The 19328-nt window shown below is 59.0% G+C and carries 21 protein-coding genes; 12 read left to right on the plus strand and 9 right to left on the minus strand.

The window, feature by feature from the left end:
* Window positions 1-79 precede the first annotated feature (79 nt).
* Together AB4N91_RS13735 and AB4N91_RS13740 are read right to left on the minus strand one after the other, a co-directional pair.
* The gene (locus tag AB4N91_RS13735; protein WP_154504432.1) at window positions 80-622 is read right to left on the minus strand and encodes a hypothetical protein; all 543 of its coding nucleotides are present in this window, start codon (window positions 620-622) and stop codon (window positions 80-82) included.
* 456 nt (window positions 623-1078) lie between these two features.
* Window positions 1079-1642 carry a helix-turn-helix domain-containing protein gene (locus AB4N91_RS13740; RefSeq protein WP_010459672.1) on the minus strand — a complete coding sequence of 188 codons (564 nt, stop codon included), beginning with the start codon at window positions 1640-1642 and terminating at the stop codon, window positions 1079-1081.
* Here AB4N91_RS13740 and AB4N91_RS13745 point away from each other — a divergent pair.
* The 7 genes from AB4N91_RS13745 (at window position 1637) to AB4N91_RS13775 (ending at window position 8997) form a co-directional block, all read left to right on the plus strand.
* A complete protein-coding gene (locus AB4N91_RS13745; protein WP_083376928.1) occupies window positions 1637-2662 on the plus strand; it encodes a DMT family transporter in 1026 nt (341 codons plus the stop codon). The genes AB4N91_RS13740 and AB4N91_RS13745 overlap by 6 nt on opposite strands.
* Window positions 2663-2933: 271 nt before the next feature.
* Window positions 2934-5852, plus strand: coding sequence for a monovalent cation/H+ antiporter subunit A (locus AB4N91_RS13750; RefSeq protein WP_077749711.1), 2919 nt, complete (start codon window positions 2934-2936; stop codon window positions 5850-5852).
* Window positions 5852-6196 (plus strand): Na+/H+ antiporter subunit C, encoded by a 345-nt coding sequence (locus tag AB4N91_RS13755; protein WP_007986256.1) that lies wholly within the window; start codon window positions 5852-5854, stop codon window positions 6194-6196. The genes AB4N91_RS13750 and AB4N91_RS13755 overlap by 1 nt, the downstream gene beginning before the upstream one ends.
* Complete coding sequence (locus AB4N91_RS13760; RefSeq protein ID WP_102595422.1) at window positions 6193-7878, plus strand: monovalent cation/H+ antiporter subunit D; 1686 nt, start codon at window positions 6193-6195, stop codon at window positions 7876-7878. The genes AB4N91_RS13755 and AB4N91_RS13760 overlap by 4 nt, the downstream gene beginning before the upstream one ends.
* Complete coding sequence (locus AB4N91_RS13765) at window positions 7875-8363, plus strand: Na+/H+ antiporter subunit E (protein ID WP_010459665.1); 489 nt, start codon at window positions 7875-7877, stop codon at window positions 8361-8363. The genes AB4N91_RS13760 and AB4N91_RS13765 overlap by 4 nt, the downstream gene beginning before the upstream one ends.
* Window positions 8360-8638, plus strand: a complete 279-nt coding sequence (locus AB4N91_RS13770; protein ID WP_007935991.1) for a K+/H+ antiporter subunit F — start codon at window positions 8360-8362, stop codon at window positions 8636-8638. The genes AB4N91_RS13765 and AB4N91_RS13770 overlap by 4 nt, the downstream gene beginning before the upstream one ends.
* Window positions 8635-8997: a Na+/H+ antiporter subunit G gene (locus AB4N91_RS13775; RefSeq protein ID WP_010459660.1), complete on the plus strand. Its 363-nt coding sequence runs from the start codon at window positions 8635-8637 to the stop codon at window positions 8995-8997. Before AB4N91_RS13770 ends, AB4N91_RS13775 begins: the two co-directional genes overlap by 4 nt.
* 128 nt (window positions 8998-9125) lie before the next feature.
* Here AB4N91_RS13775 and AB4N91_RS13780 read toward each other — a convergent pair whose 3' ends face one another.
* The gene (locus AB4N91_RS13780; protein WP_010459658.1) at window positions 9126-9563 is read right to left on the minus strand and encodes a DUF3995 domain-containing protein; all 438 of its coding nucleotides are present in this window, start codon (window positions 9561-9563) and stop codon (window positions 9126-9128) included.
* A gap of 95 nt (window positions 9564-9658) precedes the next feature.
* On the opposite strand from AB4N91_RS13780, the gene AB4N91_RS13785 reads away from it, so the two are divergent.
* Together AB4N91_RS13785 and AB4N91_RS13790 are read left to right on the plus strand one after the other, a co-directional pair.
* Complete coding sequence (locus tag AB4N91_RS13785) at window positions 9659-10045, plus strand: DUF2946 domain-containing protein (RefSeq protein ID WP_077749714.1); 387 nt, start codon at window positions 9659-9661, stop codon at window positions 10043-10045.
* An 89-nt stretch (window positions 10046-10134) separates the two neighbouring features.
* Complete coding sequence (locus AB4N91_RS13790) at window positions 10135-12282, plus strand: TonB-dependent receptor (protein WP_460112566.1); 2148 nt, start codon at window positions 10135-10137, stop codon at window positions 12280-12282.
* A 48-nt stretch (window positions 12283-12330) separates the two neighbouring features.
* Here the strand turns inward: AB4N91_RS13790 and AB4N91_RS13795 are convergent, their stop codons facing one another.
* The 3 genes from AB4N91_RS13795 to AB4N91_RS13805 form a co-directional block, all read right to left on the minus strand.
* A complete protein-coding gene (locus AB4N91_RS13795; RefSeq protein ID WP_010459651.1) occupies window positions 12331-13347 on the minus strand; it encodes an ABC transporter substrate-binding protein in 1017 nt (338 codons plus the stop codon).
* A 118-nt stretch (window positions 13348-13465) separates the two neighbouring features.
* The gene (locus AB4N91_RS13800; RefSeq protein ID WP_010459649.1) at window positions 13466-13669 is read right to left on the minus strand and encodes a hypothetical protein; all 204 of its coding nucleotides are present in this window, start codon (window positions 13667-13669) and stop codon (window positions 13466-13468) included.
* Window positions 13669-14139 carry a hypothetical protein gene (locus AB4N91_RS13805; protein WP_042932119.1) on the minus strand — a complete coding sequence of 157 codons (471 nt, stop codon included), beginning with the start codon at window positions 14137-14139 and terminating at the stop codon, window positions 13669-13671. Before AB4N91_RS13805 ends, AB4N91_RS13800 begins: the two co-directional genes overlap by 1 nt.
* Before the next feature lie 410 nt (window positions 14140-14549).
* Here AB4N91_RS13805 and AB4N91_RS13810 point away from each other — a divergent pair, with 410 nt between their 5' ends.
* The 3 genes from AB4N91_RS13810 (at window position 14550) to AB4N91_RS13820 (ending at window position 15549) form a co-directional block, all read left to right on the plus strand.
* Window positions 14550-14798: a hypothetical protein gene (locus AB4N91_RS13810; RefSeq protein WP_010459645.1), complete on the plus strand. Its 249-nt coding sequence runs from the start codon at window positions 14550-14552 to the stop codon at window positions 14796-14798.
* 159 nt (window positions 14799-14957) lie between these two features.
* The gene (locus AB4N91_RS13815; RefSeq protein ID WP_010459643.1) at window positions 14958-15188 is read left to right on the plus strand and encodes a hypothetical protein; all 231 of its coding nucleotides are present in this window, start codon (window positions 14958-14960) and stop codon (window positions 15186-15188) included.
* 121 nt (window positions 15189-15309) lie between these two features.
* Window positions 15310-15549, plus strand: coding sequence for a DUF2789 domain-containing protein (locus AB4N91_RS13820; protein WP_077749718.1), 240 nt, complete (start codon window positions 15310-15312; stop codon window positions 15547-15549).
* Window positions 15550-15709: 160 nt separating this feature from the next.
* Here AB4N91_RS13820 and AB4N91_RS13825 read toward each other — a convergent pair whose 3' ends face one another.
* The 3 genes from AB4N91_RS13825 to AB4N91_RS13835 form a co-directional block, all read right to left on the minus strand.
* Window positions 15710-17314 carry a methyl-accepting chemotaxis protein gene (locus tag AB4N91_RS13825; protein WP_077749719.1) on the minus strand — a complete coding sequence of 535 codons (1605 nt, stop codon included), beginning with the start codon at window positions 17312-17314 and terminating at the stop codon, window positions 15710-15712.
* A gap of 216 nt (window positions 17315-17530) precedes the next feature.
* Entirely contained in the window at window positions 17531-17935 is a 405-nt protein-coding gene (locus AB4N91_RS13830; protein ID WP_010459637.1) for a TraR/DksA family transcriptional regulator, read from the minus strand.
* A 327-nt stretch (window positions 17936-18262) separates the two neighbouring features.
* Window positions 18263-19285 carry an ABC transporter permease gene (locus tag AB4N91_RS13835; RefSeq protein WP_008153855.1) on the minus strand — a complete coding sequence of 341 codons (1023 nt, stop codon included), beginning with the start codon at window positions 19283-19285 and terminating at the stop codon, window positions 18263-18265.
* Between the last annotated feature and the right edge of the window lie 43 nt (window positions 19286-19328).

Consider the following 19328-nt stretch of genomic DNA (forward strand, 5'->3'; position numbering starts at 1 on the left):
GTTACAAAACCATGAAAAAGCATTAACCACCAGCCAATGCACGAAGAAAACCACTTACCAATGAAACCATTTCGTCACTTCACACCCCTCCTCCTTTATAGAACATCGCACCAATCAGAATATCGACCAAGTCAATACTCTGTGCGGTAGTAGCTCTAGCCTTATCACTTCTATAAATCCCGTAAACAAAAGGATATTTGGGATCCTTAATTAGCCTCCCGTAATTATTCGCATCCGCAATCCAAGTAGGCCTCTCCTTAGTGTAACGTGTCACCTTGGTTTGGTCGGCGTTGGCCTGGCCGACCTGCCTTCCGGCAAGTGCACTTTTAAGAATTGAAAATATTGTAGCCATCTCGGCATATGAATTTCTATTTATTGCTTCTTCCAACTCAACAACGGTGTACTGCTGAGTATAAATCAAGTCAGGAGGATCATACCAACAATCACCCGACTCAAAACCGTTACTTTCTTTTAAGCGATTAACTTTCTGCTCTTCTTGAGCGTGAATAGACGGGATGATACTACTTGAACTGTATTCGGTTCCGAGCCGAAACTGCCCTACGACGAAAGTATTATCGTCTCCCATTCTAACCATCGGAATACAACCTGGCTGTAGGTCCATCTCTTTCTCCTTTTAAATAATACAATCAATAACGTTTCATTACTGGAGTAGCTTCACCCCTGCAAATTTCGAAATCCACTGTAATATCTGACAGATAGCTAGCCTGTTTCATTCTAATTTTGTATCCCGTTATACATTATTCTCACCACCCCTTCAAACCAGAAATAAAAAAGATGAAATTTATTCTGATTTCTTCTAACACAACAAACTGCCAATTGACTTGCCGTTAGTTCTGCTCATCTCGGTGCACTTTAACTCATGCTCAAAAAGTGATACTAAAATTAGTTACTGTTCATGGCGATCACCGTACGAGTCATTTGTTTGGATCGATCCAGAGATTGGACTATCACTAAGATACCGAGCAATAGTGGAAACTCAATACAGGTTGTACCGAGTATGTATCAACGCTCTCTACGTGCCCTGCCCCACAACAACCCAGACAACCGAAATCAGAAGTCAAATAACCACGTTCCGAACAAATCGCGTCGCCACAACCCCATCATTGCGGTAGGCGTGCGGCTGGTTGCTGGGGAACATGTAGAACTCGCCGGCGGCGATCTCATGCGGCGTGTCGCCCAGCATCAAGGTCAGGCAGCCTTCAAATACAAAGATCTGCTCACTCCAGCCCTCGGCATCCGGTTGCGAGGGGTAGATTTCTCCTGGTTGCAGGCACCACTCCCATTGCTCCACTTCGCGGGTAGCGGTGGCTTTGGACAGCAGAACGGCTTTGCTCCCGGGGATCGAACCTGCCCAGGCCACTTCGTTGATACGGCTCGGATCTCGAGCATCCGGCGCCTGGATCAAATCACTGAACGCCACGTCCAGCGCTTCGGCCACGCGATCGAGGGTGGTCAGGCTGACGTTTTTCTCGCCAGCCTCGATCGCCACCAGCATGCGACGGCTAACTCCGGACTTTTCGGCCAGCGCGGTCTGGCTCATGTCGGCGGCATGGCGCAGGCGTCGGACGTTCTGGCTGACGTGCTGGAGGACCGAAGCCCGAGGGGTAGAATCTTTGTGCACTATATTGCTCACTCGGTGGGGTTGGGCAGTATACTGCGCAACATTCGACGCATTGTGCGTCGCCCTCAGGTAGCGCGCAAGGTCATGACGTCTGTGAACCCCTCTCACACTTCTCCCCGTTTCTCTCGGTTCAGCAAGGCCGAGTGCGTGCTGGTGCTGATCACCATGGTATGGGGCGGGACATTCCTGCTGGTGCAGCATGCAATGACCGTCAGCGGGCCGATGTTTTTCGTCGGCCTGCGCTTTGCCGCGGCGGCAATCATTGTTGCGTTGTTCTCATGGCGTCACCTGCGGGACCTGACCCTGTTCGAACTCAAGGCCGGTGCCTTTATTGGCGTGGCGATCATGCTCGGTTACGGCTTGCAGACCGTGGGTTTGCAAAGTATTCCCAGCAGTCAGTCGGCGTTTATTACCGCGCTGTACGTGCCCTTCGTGCCGTTGCTGCAATGGCTGGTGCTGGGGCGGCGTCCGGGGCTGATGCCGAGCATCGGGATCATGCTGGCGTTTACCGGGTTGATGTTGCTGTCCGGGCCTGCGGGCGCTTCCTTTAATTTCAGCCCCGGTGAAATCGCCACGCTCATCAGCGCGGTCGCGATTGCGGCAGAGATCATTCTGATCAGCACCTATGCCGGTCAGGTCGATGTGCGCCGGGTGACGGTGGTGCAACTGGCGACCACGTCGGTGCTGGCGTTCCTGATGGTGGTGCCGACCCAGGAAGTGATTCCGGATTTCTCGTGGTTGTTGCTGTGCAGTGCACTGGGCCTGGGCGCCGCGAGCGCGGCAATCCAGGTGGCGATGAACTGGGCGCAGAAGAGCGTATCGCCGACTCGGGCGACGTTGATCTATGCGGGCGAGCCGGTGTGGGCCGGGATTGTCGGGCGGATCGCCGGGGAGCGGTTGCCGGCGATTGCTCTGGTGGGTGCGGGGTTAATTGTGGCGGCGGTGATAGTGAGTGAGTTGAAGACCAAGGGTAAGGCAGCTGCGACCGAAGAAGAGTTGGAACGGGAAATCCAAGGTTAAGCTTTAAGATTTTCAGTGCCTGGCGGATTGCCTTCGCGGGCAAGCCTCGCTCCTACGGGTTTTGTGTCGTTCGCAAGTTCGGATATCGACACAAAACCCGTAGGAGCGAGGCTTGCCCGCGAAGGGGCCGGACCTGCTAAAACAGTCCTTCGAAACACTGTAAACCCGGCTTTTCCCGTCTACCTTGAAGGATTCTGCGACAGCTTGGCGTTTGGTGATCCGAGAGCTGGCACGTATGATGCTTCACAAACTTCCCGCAGATTAGAAGCCTATGTCCCTGATAGTTCTACTGCTTCTGCCTTTTATCGGCAGCTGTCTGGCGGCTTTGCTGCCACACAACGCGCGCAATACCGAATCTTTACTGGCTGGCCTGGTGGCTTTGATTGGCACCGTCCAGGTTGCCCTCTTGTACCCGCAAATCGCCGATGGCGGCGTCATTCGTGAAGAATTTTTCTGGCTGCCCAGCCTGGGCCTGAACTTCGTCCTGCGCATGGACGGCTTCGCCTGGCTGTTCTCGATGCTGGTGCTGGGCATCGGCACGCTGGTTTCTTTATACGCCCGCTATTACATGTCGCCGGACGATCCGGTGCCGCGTTTCTTTGCGTTTTTCCTGGCGTTCATGGGTGCGATGCTCGGATTGGTGATCTCCGGCAACCTTATCCAGATCGTGTTTTTCTGGGAGCTGACCAGCCTCTTTTCATTCCTGTTGATCGGCTATTGGCACCACCGCGCCGATGCGCGACGCGGCGCCTATATGGCGCTGATGGTCACCGGCGCGGGCGGTTTGTGTTTGCTGGCGGGGGTGATGCTGCTCGGCCATGTGGTCGGCAGCTATGACCTGGACAAGGTCCTGGCCGCCGGCGACCTGATTCGCGCGCATCACCTCTACCCTATCCTGCTGCCCCTGATCCTGATCGGCGCCCTGAGCAAAAGTGCGCAATTCCCCTTCCACTTCTGGCTGCCCCACGCGATGGCAGCGCCGACACCGGTTTCGGCTTATCTGCACTCGGCGACCATGGTCAAGGCCGGGGTGTTTCTGCTCGCGCGGCTCTGGCCGTCGTTGTCCGGCAGTGAAGAATGGTTCTACATCGTCAGCGGCGCAGGGGCTTGCACCCTGTTGCTTGGCGCGTACTGCGCGATGTTCCAGAACGACCTCAAGGGTTTGCTGGCCTACTCGACCATCAGCCACCTCGGCCTGATCACCTTGTTGTTGGGACTTAACAGTCCGCTGGCCGCCGTGGCCGCCGTGTTTCACATCCTCAACCACGCCACGTTCAAGGCCTCGCTGTTCATGGCCGCCGGGATCATCGACCATGAAAGCGGCACCCGTGACATTCGCAAGCTCAGCGGCCTGATCAAGCTGATCCCGTTCACCGCCACCCTGGCCATGGTCGCCAGTGCCTCGATGGCCGGTGTGCCGCTGCTCAACGGCTTCCTGTCCAAAGAGATGTTCTTCGCCGAAACCGTGTTCATCAACGCCACGGCCTGGGTCGAGATGACCTTGCCAATCGTGGCGACCATCGCCGGTACTTTCAGCGTCGCCTACTCGCTGCGCTTTACCGTTGACGTGTTCTTCGGCCCGACCGCCACCGACCTGCCCCACACCCCGCACGAACCGCCACGCTGGATGCGCGCGCCGGTGGAGTTGCTGGTGTTCGCCTGTCTGGTCGTGGGGATTTTCCCGGCGCAAGTGGTCGGCCCGTTGCTGTCCGCTGCGGCCCTGCCGGTGGTGGGCGGCACCTTGCCGGAGTACAGCCTGGCGATCTGGCACGGCTGGAACGCGCCGATGATCATGAGCCTGATCGCCATGTCGTGCGGCATCGTGCTCTACCTGCTGCTGCGCAATCAGCTCAAGCGCGGGCGTTTCAAATACCCGCCGATCATTGGGCGTTTCAACGGCAAGCGCCTGTTCGAACGCAGCCTGGTGGTCATGATGCGCCTGGCCCGTCGGCTGGAGCGGCGAATCAGCACCAAGCGCCTGCAAACGCAATTGTTCCTGGTGGTCCTCGCGGCGGTATTCGCCGGGTTGATTCCGATGCTGCACAGCAGCCTGAGCTGGGGTGACCGGCCGAAGATTCCGGGCTCGATCGTGTTCGTGACCTTGTGGCTGCTGGCGATTGCCTGTGCCCTCGGCGCGGCGTGGCAGGCCAAGTATCACCGGCTCGCCGCCCTGACCATGGTCAGCGTCTGCGGCCTGATGACCTGTGTCACCTTTGTCTGGTTCTCGGCCCCGGACCTGGCATTGACGCAACTGGTCGTGGAAGTGGTGACTACGGTGCTGATCCTCCTCGGTCTGCGCTGGTTGCCACGGCGGATCGAAGAGGTGTCGCCCCTGCCGAGCACCCTGCGCAAAGCGCGCATCCGCCGGATCCGCGACTTGCTGCTGTCGAGTGTCGTCGGTGGCGGCATGGCGTTGCTGGCCTATGCGATGCTGACGCGCCAGACGCCCAACCACATTTCCTCGTTCTACCTCAGTCGCGCTCTACCCGAAGGCGGCGGCAGCAACGTGGTCAACGTGATGCTGGTGGACTTCCGTGGTTTCGATACCCTCGGTGAAATAACTGTGCTGGCCGCCGTGGCCCTGACCGTCTTCGCCCTGCTGCGCCGCTTCCGCCCGCCGAAAGAAAGCCTGCAATTGCCGGCTCAGCAACGCCTGCTGGCGCCCGACGTCGTCACCGACCTGGTCAACCCGCGCCATGCCAGCGACACCGCGCTCGGTTTCATGATGGTCCCGGCGGTGCTGGTGCGCCTGCTGCTGCCGATTGCGGTGGTGGTGTCCTTCTACCTGTTCATGCGCGGACACAATCAACCGGGTGGCGGTTTTGTCGCCGGGCTGGTGATGTCGGTCGCCTTCATCCTGCAATACATGGTTGCCGGCACCCAGTGGGTCGAAGCGCAAATGAGCCTGCGACCGTTGCGCTGGATGGGCACCGGCCTGTTGTTCGCCACGATCACCGGGCTCGGCGCGATGGCGGTCGGGTATCCGTTCCTGACCACCCACACCTGGCATTTTGAACTGCCGGTGCTGGGCGACATTCACATCGCCAGTGCGCTGTTTTTCGACATCGGCGTGTACGCCGTGGTGGTCGGGTCGACGCTGTTGATCCTCACCGCCATCGCTCACCAATCGGTCCGGGGTCACAAGACCGCTGCCCTGCCCAGATCCGTCGCCACCAAAGGAGCCGTCTGATGGAAGAAGTCATCGCAATCGCCATCGGCGTGCTCGCCGCGTCCGGCGTCTGGCTGATCCTGCGGCCACGGACGTTTCAGGTGGTGATGGGCCTGTGCCTGCTGTCCTACGGCGTCAACCTGTTCATCTTCAGCATGGGCAGCTTGTTCATCGGCAAGGAGCCGATCATCAAGGACGGCGTGCCCCAGGACTTGCTGCATTACACCGACCCCTTGCCGCAAGCGCTGGTGCTGACCGCCATCGTGATCAGCTTCGCCATGACCGCGCTGTTTCTGGTGGTGTTGCTGGCCTCGCGCGGCTTGACCGGGACCGACCACGTCGATGGCCGGGAGCCTAAAGAATGAATGCGATGACGCACCTGATCGCGGCACCGATTCTGCTGCCGCTGCTGACCGCCGCCCTCATGCTGATGCTCGGCGAGAAACACCGCCCGTTGAAAGCCAAGATCAACCTGTTCTCCAGCCTGCTGGGCCTGGGGATTTCCGTACTGTTGCTGCAGTGGACGCAAGCCACTGGCGTACCCGGTTCGATCGGCGTCTACCTGCCGGGCAACTGGCAGGTGCCGTTCGGAATCGTGCTGGTGGTCGATCGCCTGTCGGCGTTGATGCTGGTGCTGACCGGGATCATCGGCGTCAGTGCCTTGCTGTTCGCCATGGCCCGTTGGGACGGCGCCGGTTCGAGTTTCCACGCACTGTTCCAGATTCAGATGATGGGCCTTTACGGCGCGTTCCTGACGGCGGATCTGTTCAACCTGTTCGTGTTTTTCGAAGTGCTGCTGGCGGCCTCCTACGGCCTGATGCTCCACGGTTCGGGCCGGGCGCGGGTGTCCTCGGGCTTGCATTACATCTCGATCAACCTGCTGGCGTCGTCGCTGTTCCTGATTGGCGCGGCGCTGATTTATGGCGTCACCGGCACGCTGAACATGGCCGACCTGGCGCTGAAAATCCCGCTGGTGCCGGAAGCCGATCGCGGCCTGCTGCACGCCGGCGCGGGGATTCTCGCGGTGGCGTTCCTGGCCAAGGCAGGGATGTGGCCGCTGAACTTCTGGCTGGTGCCGGCCTATTCCGCCGCCAGCGCACCGGTGGCGGCGATGTTCGCGATCATGACCAAGGTCGGCGTCTACACCTTGCTGCGCTTGTGGACCTTGTTGTTCTCCGGCCAGGCCGGGGCGTCGGCGTACTTTGGTGGCGACTGGCTGATTTACGGCGGCATGGCGACCATCGTCTGCGCCGGCGTGGCTATCCTCGCCGCGCAACGACTGGAACGCATGGCCAGCCTGAGCATTCTGGTGTCGGCGGGGATTCTTCTGTCGGCCATCGGCTTTGCCCAGCCGAACCTGATCGGCGCGGCGCTGTTCTATCTGGTCAGCTCGACCCTGGCGTTGAGCGCGTTGTTCCTGTTGGCCGAGCTGATCGAGCGCTCCCGTTCGGCCAATGAAATGCCGCTGTTCGACGACGGCGACCTGCTTCCACGGCCGATGGAATCCCTGCAACCGCCCAAAGGCATCAACCTCGATGACGAACAGAAAGCCGTGGTCGGCCAGGTGATTCCCTGGACCATGGCCTTCCTTGGCTTGAGCTTTATTGCCTGCTCGCTGCTGATTATCGGCATGCCGCCGTTGTCCGGGTTTATCGGCAAACTCAGCCTGTTGAGTGCCCTGCTCAACCCGTTGGGGTTGGGCAATAGCACCGATGTGCCGATATCGAACGCGGCGTGGGGCTTGCTGGCGTTGCTGATCCTGTCCGGGCTGGCGTCGTTGATTGCCTTCTCGCGGCTGGGCATCCAGCGTTTCTGGACACCCGAAGAACGGCCATCACCGTTGCTGCGCCGCTTCGAGTGCGTGCCGATCATCGTCCTGCTGGGGCTGAGTGTTGCGCTGACCTTCAAGGCCGAACCGCTGATGCGCTACACCCAGGCGGCCGCTGATGCCTTGAACAATCCGCAGCAATACGTGATGGCGGTACTGGGCACGCGTGTGGTGCCGAGCCCGGAAGCCAGGGCGGCGATGCTGGAGGTGCAGCCATGAAGCGTCTGTTTCCGGCACCGTGGTTGTCCCTGGCATTGTGGCTGTTGTGGCTGGTGCTGAACCTGTCAATAAGCCCCGGCAACCTGTTGCTGGGCGCGGTGCTGGGGTTCTGCGCGCCGCTGATGATGCGCAAGCTGCGGCCGCTGCCGATCCGCATTCGTCGACCGGGGGTGATCCTGCGTTTGTTCTTCCTGGTCGGTCGTGACGTGCTGGTGTCCAACCTCGTCGTGGCCTGGGGCGTGCTCAATGCCGGTCGCCGTCCACCGCGCTCGCGCTTCATCAAGGTCCCGCTGGACTTGCGCGATGCCAACGGCCTCGCGGCACTGTCGATGATCTGCACGGTGGTCCCCGGGACGGTCTGGTCGGAACTGGCGCTGGACCGCAGCATTCTGTTGCTGCACGTGTTCGATCTGGAGGATGAAACGCTGTTTATCGAACACTTCAAGGCGACCTACGAGCGCCCCTTGATGGAGATCTTCGAATGAGCGAATTGCTGTCGAACGCGATCCTGCTGAGCCTGTTCATCTTTTCGCTGGCGATGATCCTGACCCTGATTCGCCTGTTCAAAGGCCCGTCGGCCCAGGACCGGGTTCTGGCACTGGACTACCTGTACATCATCGCGATGCTGATGATGCTGGCGCTTGGCATTCGGTACGCCAGTGACACTTACTTCGAGGCGGCGCTGCTGATCGCCCTGTTCGGCTTCGTCGGCTCGTTTGCCCTGGCCAAATTCCTGCTGCGTGGCGAGGTGATCGAATGAACGCGGAACTGTCTCTGTGGGTTGAAATACCCGTGGCGATCCTGCTGGTGCTCGGCAGTCTGTTTGCGCTGATCGGCGCCATTGGCCTGGTGCGGATGAAGGATTATTTCCAGCGTATGCACCCGCCGGCACTGGCCTCGACCCTGGGGGCGTGGTGTGTGGCGCTGGCCTCGATCATATATTTTTCGGCGCTGAAGTCCGGGCCGGTGCTGCATGCCTGGCTGATTCCGATCCTGTTGTCGATTACGGTGCCGGTGACCACATTGCTGCTGGCGCGGGCGGCGCTGTTTCGCAAGCGCATGGCGGGGGATGATGTGCCGGCTGAGGTGAGTAGTCGGCGCACAGAAAGCGGGAGTTAGTTCGGAAGATTTGTGTTGGATGTCAGGGCCTCTTCGCGGGCAAGCCTCGCTCCTACAGGATCGTGGGAAATCACCAACGTGTGATCGACCCAAAACCTGTAGGAGCGAGGCTTGCCCGCGAAGCTTTTTCAGATCCAGGCAACAGCCAACAACCCGGCCCCCAACACCACACACAGCGGCGAATAAGCCCAGGTGTCGAGTCGGGCAAACTTCGAATCCTTGACCTGCTTGAAAAACCCGATCAGATTCGAATCGCCGATTGCCCGGGCAAACATCAGCATCGCAATGGCGCTGATTACCCATTGCAGCGACCAGTGATGCACCGTCGGCAAGTACAGGCCGACCCGCAGGCATACCAGCATCGCGATCAACAGCAATCCTACCGCGACCAGCAACGTGGCAAACCCCGACGGCTTGAACGCCGGCCTGGATTCCCCGCCCCCCTCTGGCGATATTCGCGGGACCGCCGCCTCGCTACCTAACTTGCCACCTGCCGCCCAGTACAGGTGGATCAGGCTGATCAACAGGAAGATGGCAGCCATCCATTGCGCGATCAATAGGCTCATGTTCAGACATCCAGCGTGAAATGTCGCAGCAGGATGAACTTCATTGAACGATTTTGTAAGGGTATTCGTCATCGACGGTGATAAAGTGCCGCTCCATGAAACTCGCCCGAACTGACCGCACATTGATGGCATGGATGCTTTATTGCTGCGTCCTGTTCAATGTGTTCGCCTGCAGTATCGGTCACGGGCAAATGGTCGGGATGCAGCTCAACGGCATCGGCGGCCCGTTCTGTTCGGTTGATCCGGCGACTCAGGCGCCAGTTTCCTCGAACTCCTCGGACGACAACCTGCCGACCCTGTCCAAAGCCTTTGGTTGCCCGCTGTGTTCCACCGGCGGCATGGGCCCGGCGCTCAACTCCAGCCTGACCCTGGCGATACTCCCGGAGCAGCACAGCCCGCCTCTGGCTGTCATCGCCAACGCTGACCTCCCCGCCCGTTTCACCTGGCCCTCGGCCAATCCTCGCGCTCCGCCTGTCGCCTGAATTTCTTCGCCTTTCCCGATCAGCCCACTGCGCCAACGCGTGGCGTTCGCCCGTGCGCTGTTTCTTAGCCAGGAATTCAGGATTCATCGATGAAACATGCTGCTTTGTTAGTAAGCCCTTTGCTGGCCAGCCTGTGCGGCTGCCTGTCTGTTAACGCATGGGCGCAATCCACCGTCGACCTCGCACCGATTACCATTGATGGCGAAGCGACGACCGAGCCAGGGCTGAGCCTCGATCAGTCCAGCGGCATGGCCTCGCGTCTGGGCCTGAGCGTGCGGGAAACCCCGGCATCAGTCGCCATCGCCAACCGCCACGACATCGAGCGCCACGGCGCGCAAAACTTCCAGGACGCCGCCAACACCTTGCCGGGTGTCAACGCCAGCGCACCGCCGGGTTTCGGCGGGTTCGTTTCCTACCGCGGTTTCACCAGCGGTCAGATCACACAGATGTTCAACGGCATCAACGTCTCTGGCGGCCTCGCCCGGCCAGTGGATGCATGGATATACGATCGGGTCGAACTGGTGGGTGGCCCCTCGTCGCTGATCAATGGCGCCGGCTCCGTGGGTGGCTCATTGAACTACGTGACCAAACTTGCGACCCGCGAAGAGCAAGCGGTAGAAGGTCGTGTCAGTTACGGGACTTATGACACGACCGAGACCGCGTTCGGCCTTAACCACGCACTCAGCGAGGCCGGGGATGATGTGCAGCACTACGCGCGGCTCGACGTCAGCCACAACACCGGCAATGGCTACATCGACCGCCAGGAGCGCGATGCCTGGAGTGTCGCGTTTTCGCTGCTCAGCGACCTGACGCCCAACCTGTCCCACACCCTCGCGCTGGAATACCAGGACGAACACGAAGACAGTCCTTACTGGGGCACACCCGTGCTCAATCCCAAGGCGGGCGAGCTGAAAATCGACAAACACAATCGTTTCAACAATTACAACGTTGAAGACGGGCGTTACGAGCAGCGCACGATCTGGGCTCGCTCGATCATCGACTACCGGATCACCGACAGCACCACCCTGCGCAACACGCTTTACCACCTCGACAGCCAGCGCGATTACCGCAACCTGGAAACCTATCAGTACAACGCCGACAACAGCGCGGTGAATCGCTCCACGGCGTATCAGGTCCGGCATCAGGGCGAACAGAACGGCAACCAGTTCGAACTGCGCCACGACAACACGCTATTTGGCCTGGAGACCACCTGGTCTGGCGGTTTCGAGTACAAGGTCAACCAGACCACCAACTCGCCGTTGAACGTCAAAGGCGCGAGCACCGTTGACCCGAATAACTTCCAGCCGGGGCACTTCTACGACATTCCCGGCACCCGACCGGGATTTGTCAGCGACAAGACCAACGAGGTCACCACCAAAGCCCTGTTCGCCGAAAACCGCCTGGCGTTGACCGACAAACTGGCGTTGCTGACCGGCCTGCGTTACGACGATATCGACCTGGACGTGACCAATCACCGGCAAGTGACCGCCAGCAATCCCCGCCATTTGAAACGCAGCTGGGAGCCGGTGACGGGAAGGGTCGGCCTGACCTACCAGTTCATTCCCTCCGCCAACGTCTACGTGCAATACAGCACCGCTGCCGAACAACCCAACGGCACGCAGGATTTCGACGTGTCCACCGGCAAGCAATGGGAAGTCGGCAGCAAGTTCGATTATCTGGACGGGCGCGGTTCGGCAACGGTGGCGGCGTACACGATTGAGCGCAAGGATTTCGCAGTGACCGATCCGCTGGACCCGACCCTCAGCATTCCAGTGGGTCAGCAGACGTCGAAGGGGATTGAATTGGCCAGTTCGTTGCAAATCACCGACAAGCTGTTGGCCGAGGGCAACTTCGCGTGGGTTGACGCACAGTACGACGCGTTCACCGAGAAAAATGCGGCGGGCGTGGTGGTATCACGCAAGGGCAACACGCCGACCAATGTGCCGGACCGGGTCGGCAATGTGTGGCTGACCTATGACTTCGCACCGCAGTGGCAAGGGGGTGTCGATGCGCGCTATGTGGCCTCAGTGTTTGCCGACAGCGCCAACACCATGACGGTGCCGTCGTACACGATCTACGGCACGTTTCTCCGTTACGAGGTCGACCGCCACACCACCGTCACCGGCCGAGTGCGAAATCTGACCAACGAGGTGTATGCCGAGTTTGCGCATGTATCGCCGGCGTATTACCTCGGAACACCGCGAACGTTTGAGCTTGCGGTGCAAACGCGTTTTTAACCCTGCACATGTCTTGTGGCGAGGGAGCTTGCTCCCTAGCCACAATAGTCACTGGAGACTGGCGGAGACTTTATCCGCCACATCCTTCGGCACCCATGCCTGCCAGACATCAGGATGCGCCTTCATGAACGCCTCCGCCGCTTGCCGTGGCGGGGTGTGTTTTTCGCTCATTTGGGCCAGTGCCTTGTTCAAGGGGTCGATCGGAAAATCGACCTTGCTGAAGAAGTCGGCAATCTGCGGGTACTGCTTTTGAAAAGGTGTGGACACGCCAATCGACAGCTTCGAGGCTAGCGAGCGAGTCGGTTTCGGATTAGGGTTATCAGCGTCCGTCAGGGTTTTCCAGGCTTCGGCATCAAAGGGCGGTTCCTCCAGCTGAATCAGCTTGAAGCGCCCAAGCAACGGCGTCGGTGACCAGTAATAAAACAGCACAGGCTTGCCACGACGGATCGACGAACTGATCTCTGCATCCAGCGCCGCCCCGGAACCGCTGCGGAAATTCACATAACTGTCGTTCAGGCCATAAGCCGTGAGCTTCTGTTTGTTCACCACTTCCGATGTCCAGCCAATCGGACTGTTGAGGAAGCGTCCCTTGCCCGGGCTTTCCGGATCGCTGAACACATCCTTGTACTTGGGCAGGTCGCTGACACTGCGCAGATCTGGAGCCAGTGGCTTGATGCCCTTGGCCGGGTCGCCCTTGATCACATATTCCGGCACCCACCAGCCTTCAGTGGCACCCTTGACCGTGTCGCCCAGGCTCACGACCTTGCCCTCGGCTTCAGCCTTGACCCAGACCGGGCTGCGACCGGCCCACTCCTCGCCAATGACCTGAATGTCATTGTTGGCCAAGGCGGTTTCCAGGGTAATGGTGGTCCCGGGCAAGGTGTCGGTCGGCAGGCCGTAGCCCTTCTCGACGATGATCCGCAGGATGTCGGTGATCAGGCTGCCACTTTCCCAGTTCAGGTCGGCAAAATGGATCGGCGCCTGGGCAGCGGATACCGGAATGGGTGAACTCAATACACCCAATGCGGCCAGTGCACCAACCAACAACCGTCGAAATCCTTTCATGCTTTTGCACCTCGTGCTGTTCACAGCAAATAGCAGGATGGCCTGACAGAAGACCGCAAGCCTCTGAATACTCAGTCAACTGACTGTAGTAGAGGTTCCTGCTTTCGAGAGGGGCGATTTAATTTTCGGAAGTTTCCTGCAAGCGTGCCAGCTCTCTTCTGACCATGCTGGCGTAAGCCGCCGGGCGCAGCGTGTAAATCTGTGACGCCACCCACGTCAGCCAGCCTCCCTGCAGAACAGCCTTGTGCTCGAACAGCCGTCGGGCTTCGAGGTGCGCACTGGCCTGGTTCTGTTCGTGGAAGTCGGCGCGGGTCAGGGTCATTACTCGCTGGCCTTGAACGTGATCAGTTCGCCTTTGCGCCACTTGGCGGCTTTGGCGGTCACGGCTTTGAGGGTTTTGGTCAGGCCTTCCTGCAACTGCTGGTGCGCGGCGAAGACCATCACCACACTATGACCTTCCTTGAACACAATCGCGTGACCCTCTGCGGTGGTGACAAAGGCGTAATCGCCCAGCCCGTAAACCGTCAGTTTGATTTCACGGAACTTGATGTCGAGCTTGCCGCCTTCACGACTGGGCAGAACCGAAGCGCTGAAATGATCGCCGACCTTGAGCTTCAGCCCTGGCTTGTCGTCGACCACCAGCGCCTCTTCGGTGTCGATCTCGGCAATGTAAATGCCTTCAGCGTTCTGTTCGGTGATGTAAACGAAACGTGACTGAAACTGTTTAACCAGCTTTGCGCGCAAATCACCCAGCACGAACAAAGCATGCATATCGAGATTACTTACTGCCAAGGAAACATCCCCACATCTGAAAATGATGCCGCACGCAGAAAAAGCGCACAGCAGAAAAAAGCGGCCATGCCGAAGTGTTGCCGTAAGACCCGGGTTGAAATCCTGAGCCGAGCAGAGCGCTCATGCCTCGCGAGGTCAGTGAGATTACTGGAATATCACTCGCGCCGTCCTCTGTGAAAGTCGTCAGATGTTGAAGGAAAAAGCCCTTCTCACAGCCAGAGGAAACCGGATTACCAACTTTAGGGAAAAAACTCTTTAAAAAAAGCACTTTTCCGACATATCGCAAATAAAAAATTGCTTTAGATGAACACCGTTCGCTAACCAGTGCGGGTGATTCTAGAGCAGCGATGCTCACCGAGACTACCCAAAACGATGTACACACGTCGGTAAAACAATGAAAAGGACTTCACATGTGCACCATGACTCACTTCGCTTCCCCCCAGACAACGCGCGCAAACAATTACGCCCCGTTGCACCCGGCGGTGTTCCAGCCGCATGAATTGCAGCCTGAAAGCCTGCTGCTGCCACGCTTTCAGGTGGTGCTGGCCGGTAACGCCTTCTTCCATATCAAGGAAATTTCTACGGGTCGTGTAAGAGGTTTCCGTGGCTGCCATAACGAAGCCTGCGCACTTGCCCGCTCACTTGAGTCTCGCATCTGACGCGTTCGCCTGCCTTCATGCCTATAGACGTTTCGTCATGCCGGCGACTTAACTCAGCCGCCGGCAGGCAACTACTGCCATACTGCCCGACCAATGAAATTCGTCCCCAGGACGGACGGCATTCAACACAACAATATATTTCCAAGGGAAGGCAGCTACGTGACGGAATTTGATATCGGTGAATTTTTTATCCGGGGCGAAGCCAGAGAGGTCGAAGGCGAATTCCAGGCAGTCATTGTCATGCGTGCCAAACCACCGTTGACCACGGTGACGTATCACCAAGTCGAGAAGGATCGCTGGTTCAAGACCTCGGACGTCGCTGCCATCGCCGCCAAAGAAGCTGCCCAGGCTCTGAAAACGGCTGTCGATGAAGGTGCATTGAAAGCCTGATCGTCGGATTTGCCGTCTATGCTCTCTCCTGCTTCCCCACATCGCAATCGAACTCCTGAAGCGCGGCCCGCTCAGATGCCATGAAGCCGCACCTCAGATCGCGACCCGCAAGGAGATGAAGATGGATTCACCTATACACGACTTGAAAGGTTTGTTCGACCAGCTCGGTCTGGACTCCAGTCAGAAAGCCATCGATGAATTCATCGCCAGCCATTCACCTTTGGCCGACGACAAGAAACTCATCGATGCGGAGTTCTGGACGCCGCAACAAGCCGGCTTCCTCAAAGAACGATTGCGTGAAGACGCCGATTGGGCGCGGGTGGTCGACGACCTGAACCTGCGCATGCATCAGATTCACTAGCCCGCCTGTCTTCCGTCAGCGATAAACCTGTGGCGAGGGAGCTTGCTCCCGTTGGACTGCGCAGCAGGCCCATCTTGGGGCCGCTATGCAGCCCAGCGGGAGCAAGCTCCCTCGCCACAGTTGAGTTTCAGGCTTGCTCACCGGTTATCATGTTGAGCATCTAGCGAGGACTCTGCGGTTTGTACCCCAACCGCAACCCACCCCAATGCCGCCCCTTGAGCATGATCGGCACCGAAAGGTCGTGCATCAGTTCGCCTGTGTCGCGGGTGTAAGTCTGCAACAACACCGGCTGTTGATGGCTGCCACAGCGGATGCCGGTGCGGTCGGCAAATTTGCGCTTGGTGCGGTTTTGGACCGTATCGACCTGCGCATCGCCGGTCAGCGGTTGGCTGAAGATTTTGTTATGGGTGGGCACGTAACCCTGCTGCGTACAGGCGATGGCAAACACCAGGCCTTCATGGCGCGGCAGCAACGGTTCCTGGATGGCGGGCAAGACCTGATCGGTGTAACGATCAAAACGCGTCTGAAACTTGGCCGGACTGGTGTTGGGGATCGCCTGGTAATTGCGATCAAACAGATCATCGAGGCTGACACGGCCCTGATCAATATCCGCTTCGAAGCGCGCGGCAATCTGGCTGGCGCCTTCGCGGGCCAGGTCATAGATGCGTTGGTGGTAGTCATCCAGCCCGACTTCGGCCAGACGCTCGCTGATGGTTTCGGCCTGGCCTTCCATTTGCACCGCAGCCTGGGCCAGGCGCTGGGTCTGTTGGTCGCTGATCGCCAGGTCGCTGCGCATCTGTTCAATGGCATGGAACAGGCTGTCGAGTTGTTCGCGGTTGGTGTCCGCCCCCTTGGCGATTTCCCCGACCTGATGCTCGACGCCGGCAGCCAGGCGCGCGATGTTTTCCAGGTGCTGGCCGGTGTGCTCGACCTGCTTGACACCGATGTCGAGGTCGCTGGACAGTTGGCGGATCTGCTCCACCACCTGCGCCGTGCGTTGCTGGATATCGGCGACCATCTCCCCGACTTCGCCAGTCGCCGTCGCCGTACGCGCCGCCAGGCCGCGAACCTCATCCGCCACCACCGCGAACCCCCGACCATGTTCCCCGGCCCGAGCCGCTTCAATCGCGGCGTTCAAGGCAAGCAGGTTGGTCTGACTGGCGATGGACTGAATCACCAGGGTGACCCGTTGAATATCGTCGCTGCGCAGGCTCAGGGCTTCGATCAGTTCACGGCTGTTATTGGCGCGCTGACTGAGCTGATGCATACGGCTGATGGACTCGATCAGTTCCGTGCGCCCTGCTGCGCTGCTCTGATGAGCTTCGCTCGCGGCACTGAGGGCTTCGCGGCTGAGTTTCGACGTGGCTTGTTCGGTCCCGATCATCACTTCGGCGTTGCTGACGATTTGCGCCGCTGCGTCGAGTTGCGATTGCAGTTTGTCCGCCAGTTGCTTGACCGAAAAGGCCACGCCCGCGGCCGACAAAGCGTTATGACTGGTGGTGTAGGAAAGATCGCGAGTCAACTCGGCGATAGCGCTGGCGCCGTCGGCGGGCGCAGCTTCGGGCGTGGCGCGCGAGCGCAGGCGAGGCAGCCAGATCACCAGCACCGCCAGTGGCAGGCAAAGGTAAAGCGACCAGCCACCCAACGCCATGCCGCACAGCAAGAGCATCAGGGCGATGCTTTGCAGGGTTGGCGTCAGCCAAAGGTTTTTCGGCAAAAACACTGGTGCAGGCACTGCCGCAACCAGAGATCCGTCTCTCGTCATCTTCGTCACCCCAAGGCTCTTCTAATTGTTGTGCATGCATTAAACGCCACCACAAGGCCATTATCTATGGTCCATTAGTAGTGGGCGTTGCAGCAGATCAATAGAAGTGCCTGAGGTTTTCGCAGACGGCAAAAAGCATCGCGGGCAAGCCTCGCTCCTGCAGGTTCATCGTGAACCGTGGGAGCGGGCTTGCCCGCGATGCGGGGCGCTACGAAATCAGGCCTGACGCTGGTGCTTGTCGATCTGTTCGTGACGCTCTTGAGCTTCGATGCAGTATTTGGTGGTCGGGCTGATCAGCAGGCGTTTCAGGCCGATGGCCTCGCCGCTGTCGTCGCACCAGCCGAAGCTGTCTTCTTTGATGCGTTCCAGAGCCTGTTCCAACTGAGGCAGCATGCGCTGGTCGCGATCGATCGCGTTCACCAGCCAGGTGCGCTCTTCTTCGACAGAAGCAGCGTCGGCCGGATCGGCTGGAGTGTCCAGGCTCTCGATGGCGATGCGGTTCTGTTCGATGCGCTCATGGGTTTCGACTTTCATGTTCTGCAACAGCTCATAGAAAAAAGCATGTTGCTCGGCATTCATGTAGTCATCCGCCGGCATGGCCAGCAACTTGTCCTTTGTCATTGATATCTCTATAAAAAAACGTGCATTAAGGCGAATTAGGGAGCGTTCCGGTGGACCAGGTCTGGCCATCGGAAAGGCGCCGTTTATTCCAAGCGCCACCCGGCACTCAATTTACGAGGGCCGGCAGTCTAAGGCCGACTTGAGGCCTCAGCAACTGAAAAGACAGCGAATTTGTCCGACAAAGCCCGGAAAGTGCTCTATGGCAGCCTCTGCGGTGGTTATCGGAGTGCGTTTATAGCAAGAAATTCAATCGAGCGGCTGTATAGAGAAGACAAATGGTTGCTCCACGCGGGTCAGGCGTGGCGCATTGGCTGTCGGTTCTACGACTCAGCGCTTGAGTTTACGCTTGTTGCGGTATTGGTCGATCACCACCGCCACCACAATAATCAGTCCCTTGATGATGTCCTGAATATACGCATCAACACCGACAAAGGTAAACCCACTGGCCATCACTCCGAGAATCAAGGCACCGATCACGGTGCCGGTAATGCGCCCGACGCCACCGGCCAGGCTGGTGCCGCCAATGACCGCCGCGGCAATCGCGTCCAGCTCATAAGACATGCCCATCCCCGCCTGCCCGGTCGCGGCACGCGCCGAAGCCACCACGCCCGCCAGGCCCGCCAGCAACCCGGCGATACTGTAGACGATCACCAGATGACGCTTGACGTTGATCCCCGAAGTGCGCGCCGCCTGCATGTTGCCGCCGATGGCGTAGGTGTACTTGCCGTACTTGGTGTAGCGCAGGGCGATGTGAAAGATCACCGCCACCACCAGGAAAATGATCACCGGCATGGCGCCATGACCGATGGCCGTGTAGGAATCCGAGAGCATGCTCACCGGCTGGCCTTCGGTGTAATAACGCGCCAGGCCTCGCGCCGAGACCATCATGCCGAGGGTGGCAATGAACGGCGGAATCCCGGTGATGGCAATGATGCTGCCGTTGATCGCGCCCGCCAGCAGCCCGACGCCAAGCCCGGCGATCACTGGAATCCACACGGGCAAGTCGGTCAGTGAAGGAAACACCGCCCGGGCGAAATCCGAGGTCTGGGCCAGACTCGCAGCGATCATCGCTGACAGCGCCAGCACCGAACCGGAGGACAGGTCGATCCCGGTGGTGATGATCACCTGGGTCACGCCAATCGCCAGCAGGCCGATGATCGACACTTGCAGGATCATCAGCACCAGGCGCTGGGAGTTCATCAGGAAGCTCTGGTCGCGCACGATCCAGCCAAAGACTTCGAAGACCAGGCCGATGCCAATCAGCACCAGGAAGATACTCAACTCGGTCGGAAAGCGCCGACGACTCTTGACCGGTGCCGTTGCTGGCTTGTTTTCCAGTATCGCGTTCATAACCATTCACCCTTCTAATGAATTCCGGCATCGACTACAAACC

The sequence above is a fragment of the Pseudomonas sp. H3_D04 genome (genome assembly GCF_054669175.1).

What these genes read in the sequence shown, in the direction of transcription:
- AB4N91_RS13735 (WP_154504432.1), bottom strand. Translation starts at nt 622, where the DNA reads ATGGACCTACAGCCAGGTTGTATTCCGATGGTTAGAATGGGAGACGAT.
- AB4N91_RS13750 (WP_077749711.1), top strand. Translation starts at nt 2,934, where the DNA reads ATGTCCCTGATAGTTCTACTGCTTCTGCCTTTTATCGGCAGCTGTCTG.
- AB4N91_RS13755 (WP_007986256.1), top strand. Translation starts at nt 5,852, where the DNA reads ATGGAAGAAGTCATCGCAATCGCCATCGGCGTGCTCGCCGCGTCCGGC.
- AB4N91_RS13760 (WP_102595422.1), top strand. Translation starts at nt 6,193, where the DNA reads ATGAATGCGATGACGCACCTGATCGCGGCACCGATTCTGCTGCCGCTG.
- AB4N91_RS13765 (WP_010459665.1), top strand. Translation starts at nt 7,875, where the DNA reads ATGAAGCGTCTGTTTCCGGCACCGTGGTTGTCCCTGGCATTGTGGCTG.
- AB4N91_RS13770 (WP_007935991.1), top strand. Translation starts at nt 8,360, where the DNA reads ATGAGCGAATTGCTGTCGAACGCGATCCTGCTGAGCCTGTTCATCTTT.
- AB4N91_RS13775 (WP_010459660.1), top strand. Translation starts at nt 8,635, where the DNA reads ATGAACGCGGAACTGTCTCTGTGGGTTGAAATACCCGTGGCGATCCTG.
- AB4N91_RS13780 (WP_010459658.1), bottom strand. Translation starts at nt 9,563, where the DNA reads ATGAGCCTATTGATCGCGCAATGGATGGCTGCCATCTTCCTGTTGATC.
- AB4N91_RS13785 (WP_077749714.1), top strand. Translation starts at nt 9,659, where the DNA reads ATGAAACTCGCCCGAACTGACCGCACATTGATGGCATGGATGCTTTAT.
- AB4N91_RS13790 (WP_460112566.1), top strand. Translation starts at nt 10,135, where the DNA reads ATGAAACATGCTGCTTTGTTAGTAAGCCCTTTGCTGGCCAGCCTGTGC.
- AB4N91_RS13795 (WP_010459651.1), bottom strand. Translation starts at nt 13,347, where the DNA reads ATGAAAGGATTTCGACGGTTGTTGGTTGGTGCACTGGCCGCATTGGGT.
- AB4N91_RS13800 (WP_010459649.1), bottom strand. Translation starts at nt 13,669, where the DNA reads ATGACCCTGACCCGCGCCGACTTCCACGAACAGAACCAGGCCAGTGCG.
- AB4N91_RS13810 (WP_010459645.1), top strand. Translation starts at nt 14,550, where the DNA reads ATGTGCACCATGACTCACTTCGCTTCCCCCCAGACAACGCGCGCAAAC.
- AB4N91_RS13820 (WP_077749718.1), top strand. Translation starts at nt 15,310, where the DNA reads ATGGATTCACCTATACACGACTTGAAAGGTTTGTTCGACCAGCTCGGT.
- AB4N91_RS13825 (WP_077749719.1), bottom strand. Translation starts at nt 17,314, where the DNA reads ATGACGAGAGACGGATCTCTGGTTGCGGCAGTGCCTGCACCAGTGTTT.
- AB4N91_RS13830 (WP_010459637.1), bottom strand. Translation starts at nt 17,935, where the DNA reads ATGACAAAGGACAAGTTGCTGGCCATGCCGGCGGATGACTACATGAAT.
- AB4N91_RS13835 (WP_008153855.1), bottom strand. Translation starts at nt 19,285, where the DNA reads ATGAACGCGATACTGGAAAACAAGCCAGCAACGGCACCGGTCAAGAGT.